The organism is Streptomyces humicola, from assembly GCF_024436035.1.
GTDB classification, from domain to species: Bacteria; Actinomycetota; Actinomycetes; order Streptomycetales; family Streptomycetaceae; genus Streptantibioticus_B; species Streptantibioticus_B humicola.
Genome location: NZ_JANFNG010000018.1, coordinates 107,261 through 128,844, shown reverse-complemented (window position 1 = coordinate 128,844; position 21,584 = coordinate 107,261). Strand labels below are relative to the sequence as shown.

At 70.9% G+C, this 21,584-nt stretch carries 18 protein-coding genes and 2 pseudogenes; 6 read left to right on the top strand and 14 right to left on the bottom strand.

The window, feature by feature from the left end:
- Positions 1-221 precede the first annotated feature (221 nt).
- Positions 222-932: a hypothetical protein gene (locus NGB36_RS21770; protein ID WP_255922057.1), complete on the top strand. Its 711-nt coding sequence runs from the start codon at positions 222-224 to the stop codon at positions 930-932.
- On the opposite strand, the gene NGB36_RS21765 is transcribed toward NGB36_RS21770, so the two are convergent.
- Positions 929-1,855 carry a helix-turn-helix domain-containing protein gene (locus NGB36_RS21765; RefSeq protein ID WP_255922056.1) on the bottom strand — a complete coding sequence of 309 codons (927 nt, stop codon included), beginning with the start codon at positions 1,853-1,855 and terminating at the stop codon, positions 929-931. The two genes, NGB36_RS21770 and NGB36_RS21765, sit on opposite strands and share 4 nt — an antisense overlap.
- Before the next feature lie 148 nt (positions 1,856-2,003).
- Between NGB36_RS21765 and NGB36_RS21760 the strand changes: the two genes are divergently transcribed.
- Complete coding sequence (locus NGB36_RS21760; protein ID WP_255922055.1) at positions 2,004-4,178, top strand: bifunctional glycosyltransferase/CDP-glycerol:glycerophosphate glycerophosphotransferase; 2,175 nt, start codon at positions 2,004-2,006, stop codon at positions 4,176-4,178.
- Here NGB36_RS21760 and NGB36_RS21755 read toward each other — a convergent pair.
- Positions 4,175-4,834 (bottom strand): class I SAM-dependent methyltransferase, encoded by a 660-nt coding sequence (locus tag NGB36_RS21755; RefSeq protein ID WP_255922054.1) that lies wholly within the window; start codon positions 4,832-4,834, stop codon positions 4,175-4,177. The two genes, NGB36_RS21760 and NGB36_RS21755, sit on opposite strands and share 4 nt — an antisense overlap.
- A 94-nt stretch (positions 4,835-4,928) precedes the next feature.
- Here NGB36_RS21755 and NGB36_RS21750 point away from each other — a divergent pair, with 94 nt between their 5' ends.
- Positions 4,929-5,543, top strand: a complete 615-nt coding sequence (locus tag NGB36_RS21750; RefSeq protein ID WP_255922053.1) for a helix-turn-helix domain-containing protein — start codon at positions 4,929-4,931, stop codon at positions 5,541-5,543.
- Here the strand turns inward: NGB36_RS21750 and NGB36_RS21745 are convergent.
- From NGB36_RS21745 to NGB36_RS21720, 6 genes and pseudogenes are all read right to left on the bottom strand, one after another.
- Positions 5,530-5,699: pseudogene (locus NGB36_RS21745) on the bottom strand (alcohol dehydrogenase); the annotation flags it as partial. The gene NGB36_RS21750 and the pseudogene NGB36_RS21745 overlap by 14 nt on opposite strands.
- 45 nt (positions 5,700-5,744) lie before the next feature.
- Complete coding sequence (locus NGB36_RS21740; RefSeq protein WP_255922052.1) at positions 5,745-7,352, bottom strand: glycosyltransferase family 2 protein; 1,608 nt, start codon at positions 7,350-7,352, stop codon at positions 5,745-5,747.
- Positions 7,353-7,712: 360 nt separating this feature from the next.
- Complete coding sequence (locus NGB36_RS21735) at positions 7,713-9,254, bottom strand: AMP-binding protein (protein ID WP_255922051.1); 1,542 nt, start codon at positions 9,252-9,254, stop codon at positions 7,713-7,715.
- Between the two features lie 13 nt (positions 9,255-9,267).
- Positions 9,268-9,516 carry a hypothetical protein gene (locus NGB36_RS21730; protein WP_255922050.1) on the bottom strand — a complete coding sequence of 83 codons (249 nt, stop codon included), beginning with the start codon at positions 9,514-9,516 and terminating at the stop codon, positions 9,268-9,270.
- Between the two features lie 62 nt (positions 9,517-9,578).
- Complete coding sequence (locus tag NGB36_RS21725) at positions 9,579-10,832, bottom strand: MFS transporter (protein ID WP_255922049.1); 1,254 nt, start codon at positions 10,830-10,832, stop codon at positions 9,579-9,581.
- On the bottom strand, positions 10,829-12,157 hold the full coding sequence (locus NGB36_RS21720; protein WP_255922069.1) for a GH1 family beta-glucosidase: 1,329 nt from the start codon (positions 12,155-12,157) through the stop codon (positions 10,829-10,831). The genes NGB36_RS21725 and NGB36_RS21720 overlap by 4 nt, the downstream gene beginning before the upstream one ends.
- A gap of 97 nt (positions 12,158-12,254) precedes the next feature.
- On the opposite strand from NGB36_RS21720, the gene NGB36_RS21715 reads away from it, so the two are divergent.
- The gene (locus NGB36_RS21715; protein ID WP_255922048.1) at positions 12,255-12,872 is read left to right on the top strand and encodes a TetR/AcrR family transcriptional regulator; all 618 of its coding nucleotides are present in this window, start codon (positions 12,255-12,257) and stop codon (positions 12,870-12,872) included.
- A 69-nt stretch (positions 12,873-12,941) separates the two neighbouring features.
- Here the strand turns inward: NGB36_RS21715 and NGB36_RS21710 are convergent.
- Together NGB36_RS21710 and NGB36_RS21705 are read right to left on the bottom strand one after the other, a co-directional pair.
- A pseudogene (locus tag NGB36_RS21710) lies at positions 12,942-13,293 on the bottom strand (FCD domain-containing protein); the annotation flags it as partial.
- Positions 13,294-13,425: 132 nt separating this feature from the next.
- Positions 13,426-13,923, bottom strand: a complete 498-nt coding sequence (locus NGB36_RS21705) for a hypothetical protein (protein ID WP_255922047.1) — start codon at positions 13,921-13,923, stop codon at positions 13,426-13,428.
- A gap of 80 nt (positions 13,924-14,003) precedes the next feature.
- Here NGB36_RS21705 and NGB36_RS21700 point away from each other — a divergent pair, with 80 nt between their 5' ends.
- A complete protein-coding gene (locus NGB36_RS21700; protein WP_255922046.1) occupies positions 14,004-14,516 on the top strand; it encodes a VOC family protein in 513 nt (170 codons plus the stop codon).
- A 4-nt stretch (positions 14,517-14,520) separates the two neighbouring features.
- On the opposite strand, the gene NGB36_RS21695 is transcribed toward NGB36_RS21700, so the two are convergent.
- A complete protein-coding gene (locus NGB36_RS21695; RefSeq protein WP_255922045.1) occupies positions 14,521-15,078 on the bottom strand; it encodes a TetR/AcrR family transcriptional regulator in 558 nt (185 codons plus the stop codon).
- A gap of 105 nt (positions 15,079-15,183) precedes the next feature.
- Here NGB36_RS21695 and NGB36_RS21690 point away from each other — a divergent pair, with 105 nt between their 5' ends.
- Positions 15,184-16,323 (top strand): FAD-dependent monooxygenase, encoded by a 1,140-nt coding sequence (locus tag NGB36_RS21690; protein WP_255922044.1) that lies wholly within the window; start codon positions 15,184-15,186, stop codon positions 16,321-16,323.
- A gap of 7 nt (positions 16,324-16,330) precedes the next feature.
- On the opposite strand, the gene NGB36_RS21685 is transcribed toward NGB36_RS21690, so the two are convergent.
- The 3 genes from NGB36_RS21685 to pucD form a co-directional block, all read right to left on the bottom strand.
- A complete protein-coding gene (locus NGB36_RS21685) occupies positions 16,331-17,518 on the bottom strand; it encodes an XdhC family protein (protein ID WP_255922043.1) in 1,188 nt (395 codons plus the stop codon).
- Between the two features lie 25 nt (positions 17,519-17,543).
- The gene (locus NGB36_RS21680; RefSeq protein ID WP_255922042.1) at positions 17,544-19,040 is read right to left on the bottom strand and encodes an NCS2 family permease; all 1,497 of its coding nucleotides are present in this window, start codon (positions 19,038-19,040) and stop codon (positions 17,544-17,546) included.
- A gap of 161 nt (positions 19,041-19,201) precedes the next feature.
- Positions 19,202-21,583 (bottom strand): xanthine dehydrogenase subunit D, encoded by a 2,382-nt coding sequence (gene pucD / locus NGB36_RS21675; RefSeq protein WP_255922040.1) that lies wholly within the window; start codon positions 21,581-21,583, stop codon positions 19,202-19,204.
- Position 21,584 lies beyond the last annotated feature (1 nt).

The following is a 21,584-nucleotide window of genomic DNA, read 5'->3' as shown; positions in this document are numbered from 1 at the left end:
GACTACGGCAAGCGCGTCGAACAAGCCGTCCGCGAACTCCGCGACAACTGAACCACATCTCGGAGCAGAGGCAGGGCTTCACGCGTCCGGGGTGGTGCGCGTCATCACGCGCACCACCCCGGACGCGCTTTTGTTCTCTCCCTCAATTCCCTTACCGGGCCTGTGAAGTGGCACCCTGGAAGTCACAACCGTCCACAGGACCGGACTGCCTGGAGCCCCGCATGGCCGAAAGCGTGCCCGTCCGCTGCCCGGCATGCCACCGGGTGCACGCGTTCACTCCGCCCACGTTCCCCTGCCCATGCGGCGCGCCGCTGACCGTGCCCGTGCTGCCCGACGGCGAGCCCGCGCAGCTGGAGCACCGCACCTGGAAGAACTCCTGGGTCACGCTGAGCTGCCCGACCTGCGGACGGCAGGACGACTGGCCGCACCCCGAACTCGGCTGCGCCTGCGGCGCCGTGCTGCGCCCGCCGGTGAACGGGACCACGCCGGCGCCGCCCGGCCGGGACACGGTCCCGGCCCCCGCCGCGCCCCTCCCGGGGCCGCCCTTGCCCCGCCCGCCCTTCCACCCGGTCACCATCCGCACCGGGCGCGACGCGGTGGCGGCGGCAGCGCAGTACCTGAAATGGCTCGGCCACACCGACGTGGCCCAGGCGAGTGACCGCAGCGCCACCGGAGTCGATCTGCGCGGCAAAGGCATCGTCGCCCTGGTCGACCCGTCGACGAGCCGCACCCCGCGCCGGGACGTCGAGACACTGTGGCTCAACTGCCTCAACGAGGACGCTACGGGCGCCTTCTTCTCCCTCGCCGGATACGCCCACGACGCCCGGCTGCGCGCCGACGAACTCGGCGTGCCGCTCTTCGTGATGGACCTGACGGGCGCACCGCAGCCGGTCAACGACGCAGCGGACGCGCTGATCCGCAGCAGGCCCTAGCCCTGCCGCGCCCGGATCGCGGCGATCAGCCACTCGAAGTCGGGCACGTGGGACGGGCGCGGCTCCTGCCCGTTGATCACCGCGAGCAGCCGGTGGTAGCGCTCGGACTGGCTGTCGATGCCTGCCTCCAGGCGCTCCAGGACGTACGCGCGGCGCGCCGCGTCCGCGCCGGCGAGAAGCTGGTCCACCACCTCGGCCGCCTCCGCCGAATCCGGCGCGACGCCGCGCTCGCGCGCCTCGCCCACCAGCATCGAGACCTTCTTCGGGAACCGCATGTACGCGCCGGTGTCGCGGGCGGGCCCGGACTGCGCACGGCTCTCGGCGTTGTATTCGGCCATCCTGCGCATGCGCTGCCGGAACCCGGGGTCGCTCACCAGCTCCGCCAGCTCCACCCAGGCGTCCACCTGCTCGGGCGTGGGTTCGTCCGGCAGCTCCGGGGGTGTCGTCATCAACTTCTGCCTCAACTGCGGGTCCGCGTCGAGACCGCTGAAGACCTCCGTCACGAACTCCTCGATGATCTTCCTGCGCTCCTGTGCGGACAGCCGCGCCAGCTTGTTCATCAGTGCCATCTCCTCGGTGCCGGGATGCCGCTTGGCCACCGTGCTGAGCACCGCACGGCTGAGCCTGAGCGAACGGATCTGCGCGTCCAGCGCCGCCACGTGCGCGGCGGCGACGTCGGCAACGGTGATCTCCTGCTGCAGCACACGCCGTACCTCGTCCAGACCGAGGCCGAGCTCACGCAGCGTGCGCACCAGTTCCAGCCGGGCCACGGACGCGGCGTCGTACAGGCGGTAGCCGCCCGTCGTCCGCCCCGCGGGGGGCACGGCACCGATGTCGGACCAGTACCTGATGGTGCGGACCGCAAGACCGGTGCGACGGGAGAGCTGGCCGATGGTGAGCAGCGGGTGACCGTCGTCGTCCATGTCTGCGAGTGTGGAGCTTCCAGCGGCTGGAGACTCAAGCCCGCGACGGCGTGCGTATCCTTGCTCTCCGCTACTGTCCGCCTCCGTCCGACGGGGAGGGGGTCCCCCCGCCGCCGGGTAGGGGAAGGGACACATACTCGGAGGTTACGTGTCGGAACAGGTGCCGATCAGCATCGTCCTGCCGGTGTACGGGGTGGAGGAGTACCTGCCCCAGTGCCTCGACTCCCTCCTCGGGCAGTCCTTCGCGGACGTCGAGGTCGTCGCCGTCGACGACTGCTCGCCCGACGGGTGCGGCGCGATCCTGGACGAGTACGCCGCCCGCGACGCGCGGCTGCGCGTGGTGCACCTGGAGCAGAACGTCGGCCTGGGGCAGGCGCGCAACGAGGGCCTGGCCCGCGCCAGGGGCGAGTACATCTGGTTCGTCGACAGCGACGACTGGCTGGCCGACGGGGCGCTGGCGGCGGTCGCCGAACGGCTGGAGCGCTCGCGTCCCGACGTGCTCGTCGTCGACTTCGCGCTGGCGTACCCGGACGGCGGCACCGAGCGTGATGTGCGGGCGCATCTGTTCCGGGACGCCCCGGAGAGCTTCACCCTCGCGGAGCGGCCGGGCGTCCTCGACCTGATCATGACCGCCTGGAGCAGGGTGGTCCGCAGGGAGTTCCTCGCCGGCCTCGACGTCGGCTTCGGCCGCGGCTACTACGAGGACATCTCCGTCACGTACCCGGTGCTGATGGCGGCGCGGCGGCTGAGCCTGCTCGACCGCGTCTGCTACTACTACCGGCGCGGCCGCGAAGGGGCGATCACCAACACCGCGAGCCCCAAGCACTTCGACCTCTTCGGCCAGTACGAGCAGATCTTCGACTTCGTCGACCGCGAGGAGGAGACCGCCGGGCAGTTCCGCACGGCCGTCTTCGACCGCACCGTGCGCCATGCGACGACCGTGCTCGCCACCCCTGGCCTGGTACCGGCCGATCGCCGGCGTGAATTCTTCCGCCGCGCCTCGGAGCACTTCCGGCGATTCCGGCCGCAGGGCTACTCCTGTCCGTCGGGGCTGCGCGGACTGCAGTACCGGCTCGTGGAGCGGGACGCCTTCCCCGCGTACGCGGCGCTCGAACCGGTCAACCGGCTGCGGCTCGCGCTGCGTCCCGCTGTGCGCCGGGCCCGCCGCGCCCCGCGCTCGGCCACGCGTCTCGCGGCGACCGCGGCGCGGCGCGCCTACTACCGCGCCTGCCTGCTGTTGCCGGTCGACGAGAACCTCGCCGTGTACGCGGCTTACTGGTACCGGGGATACGCCTGCAATCCCGCGGCCATCTACGAGAAGGCGCGCGAACTGGCGCCCGGCGTACGCGGGGTGTGGGTGGTCGGCAAGGACCGCGCCGGGTCGATGCCGCCCGGTGTCGATCACGTGGTGGCCGGCTCGGCCCGCCATCTGCGCACGATGGCCCGTGCGAAGTACCTCGTCAACAACGTGAACTTCCCGTACGAGCTGTCCAAGCGGCCCGGCTCGGTACTGGTGCAGACGCAGCACGGCACGCCGCTGAAGAAGATGGGCACCGACCTGCGCGACTATCCGGTGGCCGCGGGCGGGTTGAACTTCGAGCGGCTGGTGGAGCAGTGCGGGCGCTGGGACTTCCTCGTCTCGCCGAACCCGCACACCACCGAGGTGTTCACGCGCGTCTATCCCGGCCGCTACGAGGTGCTGCCGACGGGCTACCCGCGCGCCGACCGGCTGGTGAATGCGACCGCCGACGAGGTGCGCCGGGTGCGCGAGGGGCTCGGCATCGCCCCCGGGCAGACCGCTGTGCTGTACGCGCCGACGCACCGCGACTACCGGGACGAGGCCGAGCTGCCGCTCGACCCGGAGCGGCTCGCCGCGGAGCTGGGCCCCGACCATGTGCTGCTGGTGCGCGCGCACTACTTCGACGCGCGGGGCGACGTGCAGCTGCGCGACGTGAAGGACGTCTCCGCCCACCCGTCGATCGAGGAGCTGTGCCTCGCCGCCGATGTGCTGGTCACCGACTACTCGTCGGTGATGTTCGACTACGCGGCGCTGGACCGGCCGATCGTGATCTACGCGCCGGACTGGGAGGTCTACCGCAGGACCCGCGGGGTCTACTTCGATCTGCTGCAGCAGCCGCCCGGTTCGGTCGCCACGACGCCCGAGCGGCTCGCCGAGGTGCTGCGCGGCGGAGAGTACGCCGGTGCGGCCGCGGCCAAGCAGCGCGAGGAGTTCCGCGCGCGCTTCTGCCCGTACGACGACGGCCACGCGGCAGAGCGCGTCGTACGGCGGATCTTCCTGGGCGAGAAGCCGGGCCCGGCCTAGCGGGTACGGCCGGCTGTGCGGCGGACCTTGAGGATGTTGTCTGTCCGGGTGCCGGGCCGGCCTTCGGGATCCGGCGCATCGCGGACGATCTCGTCCTCGGTCTCCACCTCCCACTCACCGTCCGGGAGGGCGAGCTGGTCGAGGACGTCACCCGTGGTCGGGAAGGTGTAGTGGAAGGGCGGCTGCCCGCACTGCCACGACGGCCAGCCGGCGTGGCCGACGATCAGCAGCACCCCGCCCTCGGCCACCGCATCGGCCGCGCGGCGCAAAATGCCCGGCCGCTCGCCCTCGGCGGCGACCGGGGAGTGCAGGAACTGGGCCGACACCAGGTCGAAGCGGCCCTGCGGGAACGTTGCGGACAGGTCGTGCCGCTGCCAGTCGATGCGCTCGGCGACACCGGCGTCGGCAGCCGCGGCCGCGGCGCGTCGCAGCGCGGTGGCGGACAAGTCGACGGCGGTCACCCGCCAGCCCTGCTCCGCCAGCCAGATCGCGTCCGCGCCCTCGCCGCAGCCCAGATCCAGGGCGGTCCCCGGGCTCAGCGAGGCGGTCTCCCGCACCAGCGGCTCGTTGGGCTTGCCGCTCCAGGCGCGGTCCTGGCCCTGGTAGCGCTCCTCCCAGAACTGCTCGGCGCTCTGCGCGCTCGTGGCGTCGGTCATCGTCGGTCTCCCTCAGTCGTGCGGTCGTGGTGGCAGCGTGCACCGCGCTTCGTCACCTTGACAAAGAAAGTTGCCGAAGCAGCAAGGTGGAGGCATGAACGACAGCGACCTGGCGTCCGTGCTGACCGGGGTGGGCCCGCGACTCAGGGCGCTGCGGCGCTCGCGCGGCACCACGTTGGCGCAGCTCAGCGAGGCAACGGGCATCTCCCAGAGCACCTTGTCGCGGCTGGAGTCCGGGCGGCGCAAGCCCACCTTGGAGCTGCTGCTGCCGCTGGCCAGGGCGCACGATGTGCCCCTGGACGAGCTGGTCGGCGCGCCCGCGACCGGCGACCCGCGCATCCACCCGCGGCCGTTCACCCGCAATGGCCAGACATTCGTGCCGCTGACCCGGTATCTGGGCGGCCTGTATGTGTTCAAACTCATCATCCCCGCCGACACCACGGGCGACCCGGTGCGCCCGGATCAGAGCGTGCACGAGGGGTACGAGTGGCTCTACGTGCTGTCCGGCCGGCTGTGGCTGGCCCTCGAGGAGAACGACCTGATCCTCACCGCCGGGGAGGCCGCCGAGTTCGACACCCGCACCCCCCACGGCTTCGGCAATGCGGGCAAGCGGCCGGTCGAGTTCCTCTCCCTCTTCGGCTCGCAGGGCGAGCGCATGCACGTACGGGCACGCCCCACGGCCTCGAAGCGTGCCGTCAGCGCGCGGTGAGCACCATCCAGAAGCGGGCCGCTCCGGAGAGCATCTGCCCGTAGGCCTGGCGACCCCGTCCAACGGCGCGGTCTCGATCATGGGACGAATGCCGTGCAGGGCGCTGAACGCCATGGTGTCCTGGATGTCCTGCGCGGTGCCGGACGGGATCGCGCGCGCCGGGAGCGGACCCGGCCCCGCCCCACGGTGACGGTCGTGGTGTCAGCGCCGCACGCGGCGGCGCAGCCGACCGGCGAGGACGCGGCGGGCGCCGGCGAGTCCGTCGGCGACGCGGATCGCCAGCCAGCCGCTGCTGGTGGCGTACGGCTGGAGCAGCAGCACCTGACCGCGGCGGCCCACCTGCACCCGGCGCCCGAGGCCGGCGGTCGCCCGCACCGTCGTGGTGACCGGACCGCCCTCCCGGAAGACCAGGGTCGCCCACACGTCCCAGGTGGTGATCGCGTCGCGTTCGCAGAGCGCCGAGGCGTCGACGGTCACCCGGGTCCGCCACCCGTCGCCCGTGGCGCTCCAGCCGGCCTCGTACTGGTGCGCCTTGCCGGTCACCCGGTGGCGCAGCTCGACGACCGCGCGCACCGGGCGGGCCTGCGCCGTCCTGCCGTACAGGTCGGCGAGGCGCAGCTCGACGACGAGGCGGCGCCCGGTGCGCACCGTCGCGGCGACGTAGAGCGGAAGCTCGTCGAGCGGGGCGCCGGCGAGACCGTCGAGTTCGATCGCATCGCCGGCACTGCCCGGCTCGTCCCACAGCGGATGTCCGGCGTCGCCCGCATACGGGGGTGCGAGGCGGGGCGGGTCGGCGGCGAGTTCGGCAAGGCGCCCGAGCCGGGCGGTGGCGCGCTCACGGCCGAGCAGTACGGCGGTCCGCCACCGGGCGGCCGGCGTCGCCCGGCGCACCGCCTCGGCGCCGAAGGCGCGCACGTGCTCGCGCGAGATCCGCCACCACTGGTCCTGGTACTCCGGTGTGCGCTGCGGCAGTTCACGCAGGTAGACGGCGAGGTCGTGCTCGAGGAACTTGGTCTGCGCGGCGGTCAGCAGTTCCTGCGCGCCACTGTCCCGCATGATGTCGAGCACCTGCTGGTGGGCCGCGACGCGGTCCTGCCAGTTGGTGATCCGGTCGCGGCGCAGGGAGATGGAGGCGCGGCCGGTGCCATAGCGCACATGCCAGATGTAGACGGTGTCGGGGATGACGGCGAGTCGCGGGCGGGCGGCATAGACGCGCCCGGTGAAGACGAAGTCCTCGTAGTGCGCGGCACCGTCGGGGAAGCGGATGTGCCGCTCCCGCAGGAAGTCGCGCCGATAGATCTTGTTGACGGACAGGGTGTCCCACAGCGTGCGCGGGCGGGCGGCGACGCCCTCGTGCACCGACTCGGCGGCGAACAGCGAGGGCTGCCATGGCAGTTCGCGTCCGCTCGGCAGCTCCCGGCGCACGCACAGCCCGGCCGCCACGTCGGCGTCGTGCCGCACCGCGGCGGCGAGCAGTGCGTCGACGGCGCCGGGCGGCAGGATGTCGTCGCTGTCGAGGAAGACCACCCACGGGGAGCGGGCCGCGTCGATCCCGTCGTTGCGCGGGGTGCCGCAGCCGCCGCTGTTGGCGGTGCGGCGTACGACACGGACGCGCGGCTCGGCGGCGGCGAGCCGTTCGATCACCTGGGGCGTGTCGTCGGTCGAGGCGTCGTCCACGACGACGACCTCGGCGACCGCGTCGCCCTGCGCGAGCGCCGAGGCGACCGCGTCCGCGACGTTCGCCGCGTCGTTGTACGCGATCACGACCACGGTCGCGGCGCCGGCGTGGCCCTCGCTCGCGCTGGACACCCTTGCTCCCATCCGTCGGCCCCCGCGACTTCACCTGCAAGGAGGGAAGCCTAACGGAAGTCCTCCTCACGAAACTCCACGGGCGAGACGGGTGCTCCGCACGCTGCCGCAGATCGATGCGGCGGATCTTGCCGGAGACGGCCTTGGACAGCTCGGCGAACTCCAGTACGCGAACCCGTTTGTAACAGGCAAGGACGTCACGCGAGTGCGCGAAGATCGCCTGCGGTGGACAGGAGCATTTTTATGCGCACCGTGACACGAAGCCGCGTCGGCGGCTACGGCCGACGCGGATCTCGGCTTCCATCGGGAACAGTCGTAGCAAGATGCTTTTGATGCCGCCGGCTCAATTGGGGCTGACGCTCAGTGGACTCCCCGCTCCTGGTGCGCCCAATACGGCTCACGGAGCTTGAACTTCTGGACCTTTCCGGTGGCCGTGCGCGGGATGGAGTCGCGGAACTCCACGCTCGTCGGCGCCTTGTATCCGGCCATCCGCTGCTTGCAGTGGGCGATGATGTCGGCCTCCCGCACCGTCGCTCCCTCGACCAGGACGACCAAGGCCTTGATCGTCTCGCCCCACTTCTCGTCCGGCACACCGATCACGGCGACCTCGGCGACCTCCGGGTGACTGAAGATCGCGTCCTCCACCTCGATCGACGACACGTTTTCCCCACCCGTAATGATCACATCCTTCTTCCGGTCGGAGATCGTCAGATGGCCGTCCGACTCGTCGACGGTGCCGCCGTCACCGGTGTGGAACCAGCCGTCCTCCAGCACCTTCGCAGTCTCCTCCGGCCTGTCCCAGTAGCCCTCCAGCACGACATTCGAGCGGGCCAAAACCTCGCCCGAGTCCGAGATCTTCAGCCTGACCCCCAGCGCGGGCAACCCCGCGCGGGACAGCTTCCGGGCCCGCTCCTCGGCGGGCAGATCCGCATCGGCCAGACGGGAGCGGTTGAAGGTGAGCACCGGGGACGTCTCGGTCAGGCCGTAGATCTGGGTGAACTCCCAACCCAGCTCCTCGCCCACCCGCTGGATCATCTTGCTCGGCGGCGGGGCCCCGGCGCACACGATCCGCACCCGATCACGGCCCGGGATCTCACCCTCCCAGCGGGCCGCCGCATCCAGGACCGCGTTCCAGACAGCAGGTGCGCCGCACATGAGCGTGACGCCGTGTTCCTCTACGCGACGCAGGATCTCCGTGCCGTCGACCTTGCGCAACACCACCTGCTTCACACCGAGCCCGGCCATCACGTACGGCATGCCCCAGCCATTGCAATGGAACATCGGCAGCGTGTGCATGTAGACGTCGCGCTCCCAGGCCCGGGTGTGCAGCCCGAACGTCAGGCCGTTTACCCAGATGTTGCGATGGGTCAGCTGCACGCCCTTGGGCCTGGCTGTGGTCCCCGACGTGTAGTTGATCGTCGCGGTGGCGTCCTCATCCGGGTTCGACCACGGGCGCGGCTCTACACCGAACCGCATCAGCTCCGCCTCCGTCTGCTCACCCAGAACGAAACGGTGACCCGTCTTGACGCCGGACAGAGTGTCTTCCAGCTCCGGATCGACGAGCAGGACCGCAGAGCCGCTCTGCTGCACCACGTAGTCGACCTCTTCCGGCTTGAGGCGGAAGTTGACCGGAACGCAGATCCGGCCGCTCATCGGCACCGCGAACAGCAGCTCGAGCAGCCGGGTGGAGTTGTGGCTGACCACCGCCACCCGCTCGCCCTCACCGACGCCGAGCGCGTCGAATCCCGCTTGCCAGGCCCGCACCCGCTCCCCCAGCCGCCCATAGGCCGAATCCGGCACCGGCTCTGCCGGCTGAAACGGCTCGTCGACCACACCGGGACTGGAAGAGAACCCCAGCTCCGCTCGGTCGAGGAAGTCCGCGATAGTCATCGGCACCCGCATTGCTTTCTCTCCCCTATCCGCAGCGCCCAGGAACAACAACGAAGGAATACCAACGGCCACCGTCACTCAAGCGGCCCACCACAATTGAAAAGAAAAGCCCCCTGATGTTGACGCTTCGAAGACGTTCTGCGGCGCGCGCGATGCAGGTGATGTAGCCGTCGGCGTCGCGTGAGCCGATGTCGCCGGTGCGGTGGTAGCCGCCGACCATCGCCTCCGCCCGGAAATCCTCGGTGGCCGTGCCCGTGCCCTTGCTGTCCGCCATGTGCCCTCCTCGTCGAGAACGCCGGTCACATCGTGGCGCGCCGGGGAGGGGTCACGCCAGCGTCAGGCGACCGTCCGGATGCGCCGGACCAGGAGGCCCGCGGCGAGGGTGACGAGGGCGGCGAGGGTGTAGAGGCCGGCGTAGCCGCCCGCGTGCGCGAGGACCGGCGCGGCGAGGGCCGGGGCGAGCACCTGCGGCGCGGAGTTGGCGATGTTGATCACTCCGAGGTCCTTGGCCCGGTCGGCCGCGGTCGGCAGCACCTGGGTGATCAGCGCCTGGTCGACGGCGAGGTAGATCCCGAATCCGGCGCCGAGCACCGCGGCGGCGGTGATGGCGGCGGGCCAGGTGTGGACGGCGGCGAGCAGCATCGCGGCTGCGGCCATCACCACGCAGGAGACGAGGACGAGGAAGCGGCGGCGGCCGGTGCGGTCGGAGACGATCCCGGAGGGGATCGCCGTGACGGCCGCAGCGAGCGTGTAGACGACGGTGAGCACGAGCACGCCATCACCCGGGTGCGGGTAGTGGACGGCGTCGGTGAGGTAGTAGAGCAGATAGAGCGTGCCGATGGCGTTGCCGAGGTTGATCAGGAAGCGGGTGAGCCAGGCCCATCCGAAGTCGGGGTGGCGGCGCGGGGATATCCACAGCGCGGCGTCGCGCATCCGCGGCGGGCGCTGCTCACGCGGCAGCACGGGTTCGCGGAAGCCCAGGACGAACGGGAGCGACAGCGCGACGGTGACGGCGGCGATGAGCATATAGCCGGTGACGACGCCGGTGACGGCCTGCGTGACCAGCATCGCGCCGACGACCAGGCCGAGCGACTGGCAGATGCCCGTCCAGCCGGAGACCACCGCCCGCTGCCTTACCGGCACTTGGTCGGCGACGGGCGCCGTCACCCCGGCGAGCAGACCGTTGAGCCCGGCCTGCGCCAGGCACCAGCCGACGAGGATCCCGGCGACCGTATGCTGCGCGGCGGTGGCCAGCAGCCCCACCGCGCTCGTCACCGCTCCGGCGAGTATCCACGGCCGCCGTCTGCCGTGGCGGGAGGTGGTGCGGTCGCTGAGCGCCCCGGCGACGGGGTTGGCGGCCATCGCGACCAGCGCGCCGACACCGGTGACCCAGGAGAGCGCGGCGTCCTTGTGGGCGGGATCGGCGTGTTCGAGCTGGAGCGGCAGCAGGATCTGGATCGGGGTGAGGAACGCCATGAAGACGGCGAGCGTGGCCAGGCTCAGCGACGCGGTCCAGGCCGCGCCGACCGGCGTGGTGGGCTCGGCGAGGGCGGCGGCCGGCGCGGTCCCGCGGAGACGGACACCGCTCATCGCGGCTGCGCCGCTATCACGTCGCGGTACCAGGCGTATGACGCCTTCGGCGTGCGCAGCTGCGTGGCGTGGTCGACGTGGACGAGGCCGAAGCGCTGGTGGTATCCCTCGGCCCATTCGAAGTTGTCGGTGAGTGTCCAGACGAAGTAGCCGCGGACGTCGGCGCCTTGGGCCACCGCGTCGGCGACCGCCCGGATGTGTGCGTCGAGGAAGGCGATCCGCTCGTGGTCGTCGGTGCCGGGGTAGGAGCAGCCGTTCTCGGTGACGGTGAGCGGTGGGAGGGCGTCGCCATAGCGGCGGGTGAGGCCGAGGAGCAGATCGGTGAGGCCCTCGGGGACCACCGGCCAGTCGAAGGCGGTGCGGGGCACGCCGTCGAGTGGTGCCTCGTCGAAAGGGAGGACGGCGCCGGCTGCCGGGGCTCGGATGACGGTGGGGTTGTAGTAGTTGACGCCGAGGCCGTCGAGCGGTGCCGAGATGACGGCGAGGTCGCCGTTGCGTACGACTCCCCCGAGGTCGCCCTCGACGCCGAAAGGAGACAGGTCGGGGTAACGCCCGAGGAACAGGGGGTCGTTGAAGAGGCGGTTGTGCAGCGCGTCGTAGGCCTCGGCTGCGGCCAGGTCCCGCGGCGCGTCGGTGGCCGGCCGGACCGGCGAGCAGTTGTTGGCGATCAGCACGCGCCCCCCGTGCTCGCGCAGCGCCTGCGCGGCCAGACCGTGCCCCAGCAGCTGGTGGTGGGCCACCGGCAGCGCATCGAGCATCAGAGTGCGTCCCGGTGCGTGATAGCCCAGCGCGTACCCGAACGCCATGTGCACGAACGGCTCGTTGAGCGTGATCCAGTCACGGATCCGGTCGCCGAGCCGCCCGGCCACCACAGCGGCGTAGTCGGCGAACCGGTACGCGGTCTCCCGCGCCGGCCAGCCCCCTCGGTCCTCGAGGGCCTGTGGCAGATCCCAGTGGTACAGCGTGGGCACCGGCGTGATCCCGGCCTCCAGCAGCCCGTCGGTCAACCGGTCGTAGAAGCCGAGCCCGGCCTGGTTGGCGGGCCCGGCCCCGGTGGGTTGCACGCGCGGCCAGGCGATGGAGAACCGGTAGGCGTCGACGCCGAGCCCCTTCAGCAACGCCACGTCCTCGGGCCAGCGGTGGTAGTGGTCGCAGGCGGTCACGGCGGTGTGCCCGTCCCGTACCGCCCCGGGCCGCGCGGCGAAGGTGTCCCAGACCGAAGTCCCGCGTCCGTCCTCAGTGGTGGCGCCCTCCACCTGGTACGCGGAGGAGGAGACGCCCCAGACGAACGCGGCGGGCAGCGCGGGAAGCGACGGCAGCGGCATCGCCATACCCCCTTCCAAAACATGAGGGGTGTTCATGATAGCGATTCACTCAGAGTGGCACAGTGGAACGGTGACGATTGATGCCACGAGGAGCCCGGTGCGCCGACGTCCCGTCCAACGGCGCAGCCTGGCACGGTTCGAACGTATCCTGGACGCGGCCGCCGAACTACTCGACGAGTCCGGCTACGCCGCGCTGACGACCCGTGAGGCGGCACGGCGCGCCGATGTGCCGATCGGCACGCTCTACCAGTTCTTCCCCAGCAAGGACGGCCTGGTGGGAGCGCTCGCCGAACGCAACCTCGAGCGCTACCTGGAGCGGCTCTCCCGTCGTATGGAGGCCGAACACCCCTCGGATGTAGCGGCATTGGTCGATGTCGCGGTGGAGGAGTTCGTCACGATGAAACGCTCCGTGGCCGGCTTCGGCGTCCTCGACTTCGGCCTGGTCGGCCCGCCCGGCACCCACACCGAACAGCACATCCTCGACGGCGTCCTCGACAACAACGCGGCCGTAGCCGAACGCCTGCGCGCCCTGACCGCCGGCCTGCTCACCGACGGCGAGCGCGTCGAGTCACCCCTCGCCCTGCGCGTCGCCATGGAGTGCGCGGACGCGGTCCTGCAACTCGCCTTCCGGGTCGCTCCCGACGGCGACCCGGCACTGATCACCGAGTGCAAACGCGTGCTGCGCCGCTACCTCGCCCCGGGCCGGGAGCTCTGACCCGAGCGGCGCACCATCGCGAACGTCCCCTCCAGCTCCGCCTGAGCGAGCCGCCGGCCTCTTCCTCGTCTTGCGCAGGACGGGCACGAACTCCCCGAAGAGGTCGGCAAGCACGGGGTTGGTGGGCGGCCGCCATGAGTGCCGCGTGCAGGGCGAGGTCGGCGTCCACGAAGGCCGCGTTGTCGGAGGCGGCGCGACGGCCGTCGAGGGCCTGTCGCATCGCCGTGATGTCGTCCTCCGTGCGGCGCCGCGCCGCCGGCCGGGCCGCCTGCACCTCCACCAGCATGCGGACCTCGTAGACATCGGTGATGGCCGCCTTGCGCAACCGCGTCGGCCAGTCCTCGACCGCCTGCGTAGCAACGACGAAGACCCCCGCGCCCTGCCGGGGCGGCACGAGCCCGGCGCCGGCCAGCGCCCACAGCGGGCCACACCTGCGGCGTCGCCCTCGGCGCCGGTATCGCCCGAGCAGGTGCCCGCTGCGCCACGGCATGAACATCTACGGGGTGCACGAACTCCCCGTCACCGGGGACGCGCGGTAGGCCGTATGTACCGGTCAGCACTGCTCCAGGTGCGGGACCTTTCCGTGGTCCCATCCTCCCAGGATCTCCACGGCGTTGACCCAGGCCGTAGCGGAGGGGCCGGCGTAGCGGAGCCACCAGGAGCTGTAGTAGCGCCGATTGGCGACATCCGCCTTGGCGGCCGTCTCCCCGCGCGTCTGGCAGGAGAACGGCTGGACCCCGTAGCGCAGCAGACCGATCCGCTTCCGCTTCGAGGGATCGGCATACGCCTGTGCGCCGTTCTGGTCCCAGACGAAGCACGACGCGATGCCGTCCCGCTCGGTGACGCAGCCGTGCGCATAGGCGGCCCTGTCCACGTCCTGCGAGGTGACCGTGGGCGTGGACAGGGCGCCGGAGCCCGGCCCAGCGGCCTCCTGCGGGGCGCGGACGTGTGCGAACACCGCGATGACCGCGATGACCGCGGCGGCGAGCGCGACGACGGCGAGGGCCACGCCCGCGGTCCACTGCCACGGCATCCGGACGAAATTACGCATCGAGATGTCCAACGCCCGAGGCCTCACGAGGTTCTGCGCACGCTGTCGTACCCCGGGGATAGCGTTGGCCGGCATGGAGGGTGCTGGACCGGCGGACGCTGGCGGAGCAGCGCGAGATGCTGCTGATCACCGTCCGCGGGATCACCGACGCCCAGGCCGCGAAGCGCACGACCGTGATCGAGTGGCATAAGGCCTCGGCCGCGGTGGTTGTGCGGTGCATGCCCAACATCACCGGTGTGCTGGCCCGCGTCGTCGTGGAGGACCTCGAAGCGGCGATCCCGCTCTACCGGGAACTGGCCGGCGTCCCGCCGGAGGCCGTCCGGCGTTTCGGCTTCCGCGACGTCCATCTAGCCCGCGTCGGCCCGTTCCTGCTGCTCAGCGGAGACACCGCGCCGTACGCGGACCGCACGGCCACGGTACTGGTCGAGCGGATGGACCTCGTGATCGCGGCCGTCGAGCGCTGCGGAGGCGAGATCCTCGAAGACTCCTCCCCCGCGCCGAACGGCGCCCGCCTCATCGCCCGGCACCCGGACGGCGCGGTCTTCGAGTACATCGAGTACATCGAGTACATCGACGACACCGCGAGCGACTGAGGTCTCAAGCCTCCGCCAGGCCCAACGTCGCGGCCAGCGCCGGGGCGAGCGTCTCGGCGATCTCGTCCGCGGTCATCTGGGTCACCGGCGGAAGGCGGAGCAGGTAGCGGGTGAGGGCGAGGCCGAGGAGCTGGGAGGCGACCAGCGCGGCGCGGGGGACGACCTGCGGGCCGAGGGCCGCGACCAGGGTGGGGGCGACCTGACGGGTGAAGATCGCCCGTACTCGCTCCGCGGCGCGGTCGTTGGTGACAGCCGAGCGCAGCAGGACGAGCAGCGTGTCGCCGGAGGGATCGCTCTCCCAGCGTTCGAGGAAGAGCCGCACGAGCGTGCCGGGCAGCTCGACGACGGGCACGGCCGTCAGGTCGGGCAGGCGCAGGTCGATGGTGAGGGCGGCGTCGAAGAGCCCTTCCTTGGTGGCGAAATAGCGGATGACCATGGACGGGTCGATGTTCGCGTCGGCGGCGACGGCGCGGATCGTGGTGCGTTCGTAACCGTTCGCAGCGAAGCGCTCACGGGCGGCGCGCAGGATGGCGGCCTTGGTGCGGTCGGATCTCGGGGGCATGCCACCAAATGTAGGCCACCATGTGTTGACTTTCCATGCCCTGCGGCGCATTCTGTCAACAGACGTTGGCCAACAGCTGTTGGCATGCCGAAGGGGGTCACCACCATGAACACCCACACCACCGCACTCCCCGACCGCACCGAGGTCGCCATCGTCGGCGCAGGACCCACCGGCCTCGCGCTCGCCGCGACCCTCGCCTCCGCGGGGGTGGACTTCGTCCTCCTCGACAAGCTCCCCGAGGGCGCCAACACCTCGCGCGCCGCGGTCGTGCACGCCCGTACGCTGGAGGTTCTCGACGGGATCGGCGCCGCCAAGCCGTTGATCGAACGCGGCCTGCGCATCGAGCGGTTCACGGTCCGCGACGGCGCGCGGCAGCTGCTCGGCATCTCCTTCGCAGGACTGCCCACCCCGTACCCGTTCGCGCTGATGATCCCGCAGTACGAGACCGAAGCGGTGCTTCTGGAACGGCTGCGCGAACTCGGCGGCGACGTCCACCGCCCGTACGAGGTGGCCTCGGTGACGCAGGACGACCAGGGCGTCACCCTCACCATGACCACCGGCGAGACGCTGCGCGCCGCCTGGGCCGTCGGCGCGGATGGAATGCACAGCGCCGTGCGCACCGCCTCCGGCATCGGCTTCACCGGCGGTTCCTACGACGAGTCGTTCGCCCTCGCCGACCTGACGATGGAGTGGGCACCGGGCCGCGACGAAGGGTCGCTGCTGTTCAGCGAGGCGGGTCTGATGGTCGTGGTACCGCTGCCCCGCGACCGTTTCCGCGTGGTCGCCACCGTGGACGAGGCGCCGGCCGAGCCGGACATCGCCTATATGCAGGGGCTGCTGGACGCGTGCGCGCCCGGCCAGGGGCGGGTCACCGGGATCACCTGGTCGTCCCGGTTCCGGGTGCACCACCGGCTCGCCGACCGCTTCCGCGCGGGGCGGCTGCTGCTCGCCGGGGACGCCGCGCATGTGCACAGCCCGGCCGGAGGCCAGGGCATGAACACCGGGATCCAGGACGGCTATGTGCTGGGCCGGGCGCTTGCCGAGGGACGGCCGGAGACGTACGAGGCGCTGCGGCGCCCGGTCGCACGCCGCGTCGTCTCCTTTACCGACCGGCTGACGAGGCTCGCCACCTCCGACGCTGTCGCGGCGCGGACGGCACGCACCACGGTGCTCCCGCTGCTCGGCCGCGTCCCCGCCTTCCGCACCCGGGTCGCGAGCGAACTCGCCGAACTCACCTACCGGTGAACGGTGGTCAGGCCACCGACGTGACCCGGCCGGCGGCCGGAGCGGTGTCGTGGTGGATGGGCCCGCCACTGCGGGTCAGCGACTGGCCGCTGCCGCCGCGCCGGTGCGCGACGATCTCAGCGGCGATCGACAGGGCCGTCTCCTCGGGCGTGCGGGCGCCGAGGTCCAGGCCGATCGGCGAGTGCAGCCGGGCCAGTTCCAGCTCGGTGACGCCGACTTCCCGCAGCCTGTCGAGGCGCTGCAGATGGGTGCGGCGCGACCCCATCGCGCCGACGTAACCCACCGGAAGCTTCAACGCCCGCTGCAGCAGCGGGATGTCGAACTTCGCGTCGTGGGTGAGCACGCACAACGCGGCGCGGCCGTCGAGGACCTGCGAGTCCAGGTATCGGTGCGGCCAGTCGACGACGACCTCGTCCGCCTCAGGGAAGCGTGCCTTCGTCGCGAAGACCGGGCGCGCGTCGCAGACGGTCACGTGGTAACCGAGGAACTTCCCCGCACGGACCAGCGCGGCGGCGAAGTCGATGGCGCCGAACACCAGCATCCGCGGCGGCGGAACGCTGGACTCGATGATCAACTTCAACGCCTCGCCGCAGAAGCTTCCGCTCCGCTGCGCTCCGCCTTCGCTCTGTTCTTGATCTGCGGATGCGAGACGATTCCCGATCTCTACGGTGCCGGTGCGTCCGACCTCCAGGAACGCGGCGGTCTCGGCGCGCACCGTCGCGTCGAGCTCCGGGTCGCCGAAGCCGCCGTCGTACGACCCGTCGGCCGCCACGACCAACGCCTCGCCGAGGAGTTCGGCGGGCCCGGAGACGATCCTCGCCACCGCCGCCGCATCTCCCGCGGCGACAGCGCCCAGGGCGCCCGCCAGCTCCGGCCGCCTGTCCGGGTCCACGGGCTGGACGAAGATGTCAATCACCCCGCCGCAGGTGAGCCCCACGGCGAAGGCGTCCTCGTCCGAGTAGCCGAAGCGCTGGAGCATGGAGTCACCGGACTCCAGCGCCTCCTGGCAGAGCTCGTACACGGCTCCTTCGACGCACCCGCCGGACACGCTGCCGATGGCGGTGCCGTCGCAGTCGACGGCGAGCGCCGCACCTGGCTGCCTGGGCGCGCTGCCGCCGGTCGCGACCACGGTCGCGACGGCGAAGACCCGCCCCTGCTCGCACCAACGGTGCAACTCGTCAGCGATGTCCAGCATGGTGGTGACTCCCTACTCGACTTTGCTATTTGGCGCCCAACCAGCTCTGGATGGGGTTCATGGCGAAGTAGGCCACGAAAACCACGGCGAGGATCCACATCAGGACACTCGGGTCCCGCCACTTGCCCTGCGCGCCCTTGATGGCGCAGTACGCGATGACGCCGGCACCGACGCCCGGGGTGATGCCGTAGGTGAACGGCATCAGCACGATGGTGAGGAACACCGGGATCGCGACCGCACGGTCGGTCCAGTCGATGTGACGGACGTTGGTGATCATCATCGAGCCGATCACGACCAGCGCCGCGGAGGCGGCCTGCGCGGGCACGATCGAGGCGATCGGGGTGATGAACAGGGCGCTGGCGAAGAGCAAACCGGTGATGACGCTCGCCAGACCGGTACGGGCGCCCTCACCGACGCCGGTCGCCGACTCGATGAAGACCGTCTGGCCGGAGCCGCCGACGGAGCCGCCGATCATGCCGCCCGCACCGTCGATGAACAGCGCCTTGCTCAGGCCGGGCATCCGGCCCTGGCTGTCGGCGAGTCCGGCCTCGGAACCGACACCGATGATGGTGGCCATCGCGTCGAAGAACCCGGCGAGCACGAGGGTGAAGACGATCACGCCGACCGTCATGACGCCGATGTTGCCCCAGCCCCCGAACGAGACGTGGCCGATGAGCGAGAAGTCAGGCATGGAGACGGGGCTCTTGGGCAGCTGGGGCACGTTGGTGCCCCACGCGTCGGGCTTCAGGTGGAGCACGCCCTGCACGATCATGGCCAGAACCGTGCCGAAGACGATGCCGATCAGGATCGCGCCTGGGAACTTGCGCGCCTGCAGCATGAAGATCGTGAGCAGGGTGACGCAAAAGATCAGCACCGGCCAGCCCGTCAGGTGCTGGGTGGGCCCGGCGCCGAGCTGAACCGGGGAGCTCGCGCTGCCGACGCCCACGAAGCCGGCGTTGACCAGACCGATCAGCGCGATGAACAGGCCGATGCCGACGGTGATGCCGTGCTTGAGCGGCAGCGGTATCGCGTTCATCACCGCCTCCCGCAGACCGGAGACGACCAACAGCACGATGACCGCACCGTAGATCACGCACATGCCCATCGCCTGCGGCCAGGTCATGTGCGGCGCCACCTGGGTGGAGACCACGCCCGCGACGCTCAGGCCCGCGGCGAGCGCGAGCGGCACCTTGCCGATGAAGCCCATCGCCAAGGTCACCACTGCTGCGGCCAGTGCGGTCGAGGTGATCAGGGCGGCGTGCGGCAAGTGGTGCCCGTTGACATCCGCGCCCGACAGCAGCAGCGGATTGAGCAGCAGGATGTAGGCCATCGCCATGAAGGTCGTCAGACCTCCGCGGACCTCGCGGGCGACCGTGGACCCGCGCTTGCTGATCAGGAAGTAACGGTCGACAGGCCCGCGAGCGGTGGGGCCGGAACCATCAGGCGTACGACGCGCATCGTCGACTTGCCCTGGACCAGCATCATGGGACGCCTCTTTCGTGGTCTCGATGTTCTGGGTCATGCGGTGCCACTCCCAAGGTTCACAGGGGCACCCGTACGGCGTACGGGATTTGGGATGCTGCAGCGGCATCACGACCCGGGGGACGGCCCGGAGACGTCTGCTTGCGGTCCATGAGGGTCCGGGGGCGGTGGACGGACGACCCACCACCCCCGGAGGGTTCGTCAGGTGCCGGTGATGTGTTCGGGACGAACCGGCACGCGGTTGAGCGCCAGACCGGTGGCCGCACGGATGGCGGACACGACGGCCGGGGTGGAGGAGAGGGTGGGGGCCTCTCCGATGCCGCGAAGCCCGTAGGGGGCGTGCTCGTCGGCGAGTTCGAGCACGTCGACCGGGATGGTCGGCGTGTCGAGGATGGTGGGGATCAGGTAGTCCGTGAAGGAGGGGTTACGGACCTTCGAGTCCTTCGACACGATGATCTCTTCCATCACGGCCAGGCCGAGGCCCTGTGTGGTGCCGCCCTGGATCTGGCCCTTGACCGACAGCGGGTTGAGTGCCTTGCCGACGTCCTGGGCGCACGCGAGCTCGATCACCTTCACCAGGCCCAGCTCGGTGTCGACCTCGACCACCGCGCGGTGCGCAGCGAAGGAGTACTGGACGTGGCCGAAGCCCTGCCCGGTCACCAGGTCGAACGCCTCGGTCGGGCGGTGACGCCATTCGAGCTCGATGTCGACCGTCTCGCCCTCGAGGACGTCGACGAGATCGGCCAGCGGCTCGCCGCCGTCGGTGACGACCTTGCCGCTCTCCAGCAGCAGTTCGGCGGTGGCCCACGCCGGGTGGTACGTGCCGAACTTGCGGCGGCCGATCTCCAGGACCTTCTCGCGGACGGCCTCGCAGGTGTTCTTCACCGCGCCGCCCGTCATGTAGGTCTGGCGGGACGCGGAGGTCGAACCGGCCGAGCCGACCTGGGTGTCGGCCGGGTGGATGACCACCTGGGTGACGCCGAGCTCGGTGCGGGCGATCTGCGCGTGGACGGTGACGCCGCCCTGGCCGACCTCGGCCATCGCGGTGTGCACCGTGGCAACCGGCTCACCGTTGATGACCTGCAGCTGCACACGGGCGGTCGAGTAGTCGTCGAAGCCCTCGGAGAAGCCGACGTTCTTGATGCCGACCGCGTAGCCGATACCGCGGACGACGCCCTCGCCGTGCGTGGTGTTGGACAGACCACCGGGCAGGGCACGCACGTCGGCGGCATCGCCCGCGGCCTCCCACTGCTTCTCCGGCGGCAGCGGCATCGCCTTGACGCGGCGCAGCAGTTCGGCGACGGGCGCCGGGGAGTCGACGACCTGCCCGGTGGGCATGATCGTCCCCTGCGACATGGCGTTCTTCTGCCGGAACTCGACCGGGTCCATGCCGAGCTTCTCGGCGAGCTTGTCCATCTGCGACTCGTAGGCGAAGCACGCCTGGACCGCGCCGAAGCCGCGCATCGCGCCGCAGGGCGGGTTGTTGGTGTAGAGCGCGACGGCCTCGATCTCGACGTCGTCGATGACGTACGGGCCGACCGAGAGCGAGGAGGCGTTGCCGACGACCGCCGGGGAGGCCGAGGCGTAGGCACCGCCGTCCAGCACGATCCGGCACTTCATGTGCGTGATCTTGCCGTCCTTGGTGGCGCCGTGCTCGTACCACAGCTTCGCCGGGTGGCGGTGGACGTGGCCGAAGAAGGACTCGAACCGGTTGTAGACGATCTTGACCGGCTTACCGGTGCGCAGCGCGAGCAGGCACGCGTGGATCTGCATCGACAGGTCCTCGCGGCCGCCGAAGGCGCCGCCGACGCCGGAGAGCGTCATGCGGACCTTCTCCTCGGGCAGGCCGAGCACGGGGGCGATCTGGCGGAGGTCCGAGTGCAGCCACTGGGTAGCGACGTACAGGTCGACGCCGCCGTCCTCGCCGGGAACCGCGAGACCGGACTCCGGGCCGAGGAAGGCCTGGTCCTGCATGCCGACCTCGTACTCGCCGCTGACGATCACGTCGGCGCGCTGTGCGGCCTCCTCGGCATTGCCACGGATGATCGGCTGGCGGTGGACAATGTTCGGGTGCGGGACCTGGCCGGCGTGGTGGTCGTCGCGGCCCGGGTGAAGGATCGGCGCGTCGTCGGCGAGCGCGGACGCCTCGTCGTGGACGACGGGCAGCGGCTCGTAGTCGACCTTGATCTTCGCGGCGGCGCGGCGCGCCGTCTCCGGGTGGTCGGCGGCGACGAGGGCCACCGGCTCACCGTGGTGGCGCACGACGCCGTCTGCGAGGACCGGGGTATCGGTGTACTCCAGGCCGTACTTGGTGTGCTCGGTCGGCAGGTCGTCGTGGGTGAGCACGGCGTAGACGCCGGCCTGCGCCAGGGCCTCGGAGGTGTCGATCGACTTGATGCGCGCATGCGGGTGCGGGCTGCGCAGCGTGAAGCCCCACAGCATGTCCTCGTGCCACAGGTCGGACGAGTACGCGAACTCGCCGGTCACCTTCAGGGTGCCGTCGGGGCGCAGCGTGGACTCGCCGATGCCGCCCTTGGTCTGCGATCCCTGGGTGATGTTGGTGGGAGTGCGAGTGACGCCCATG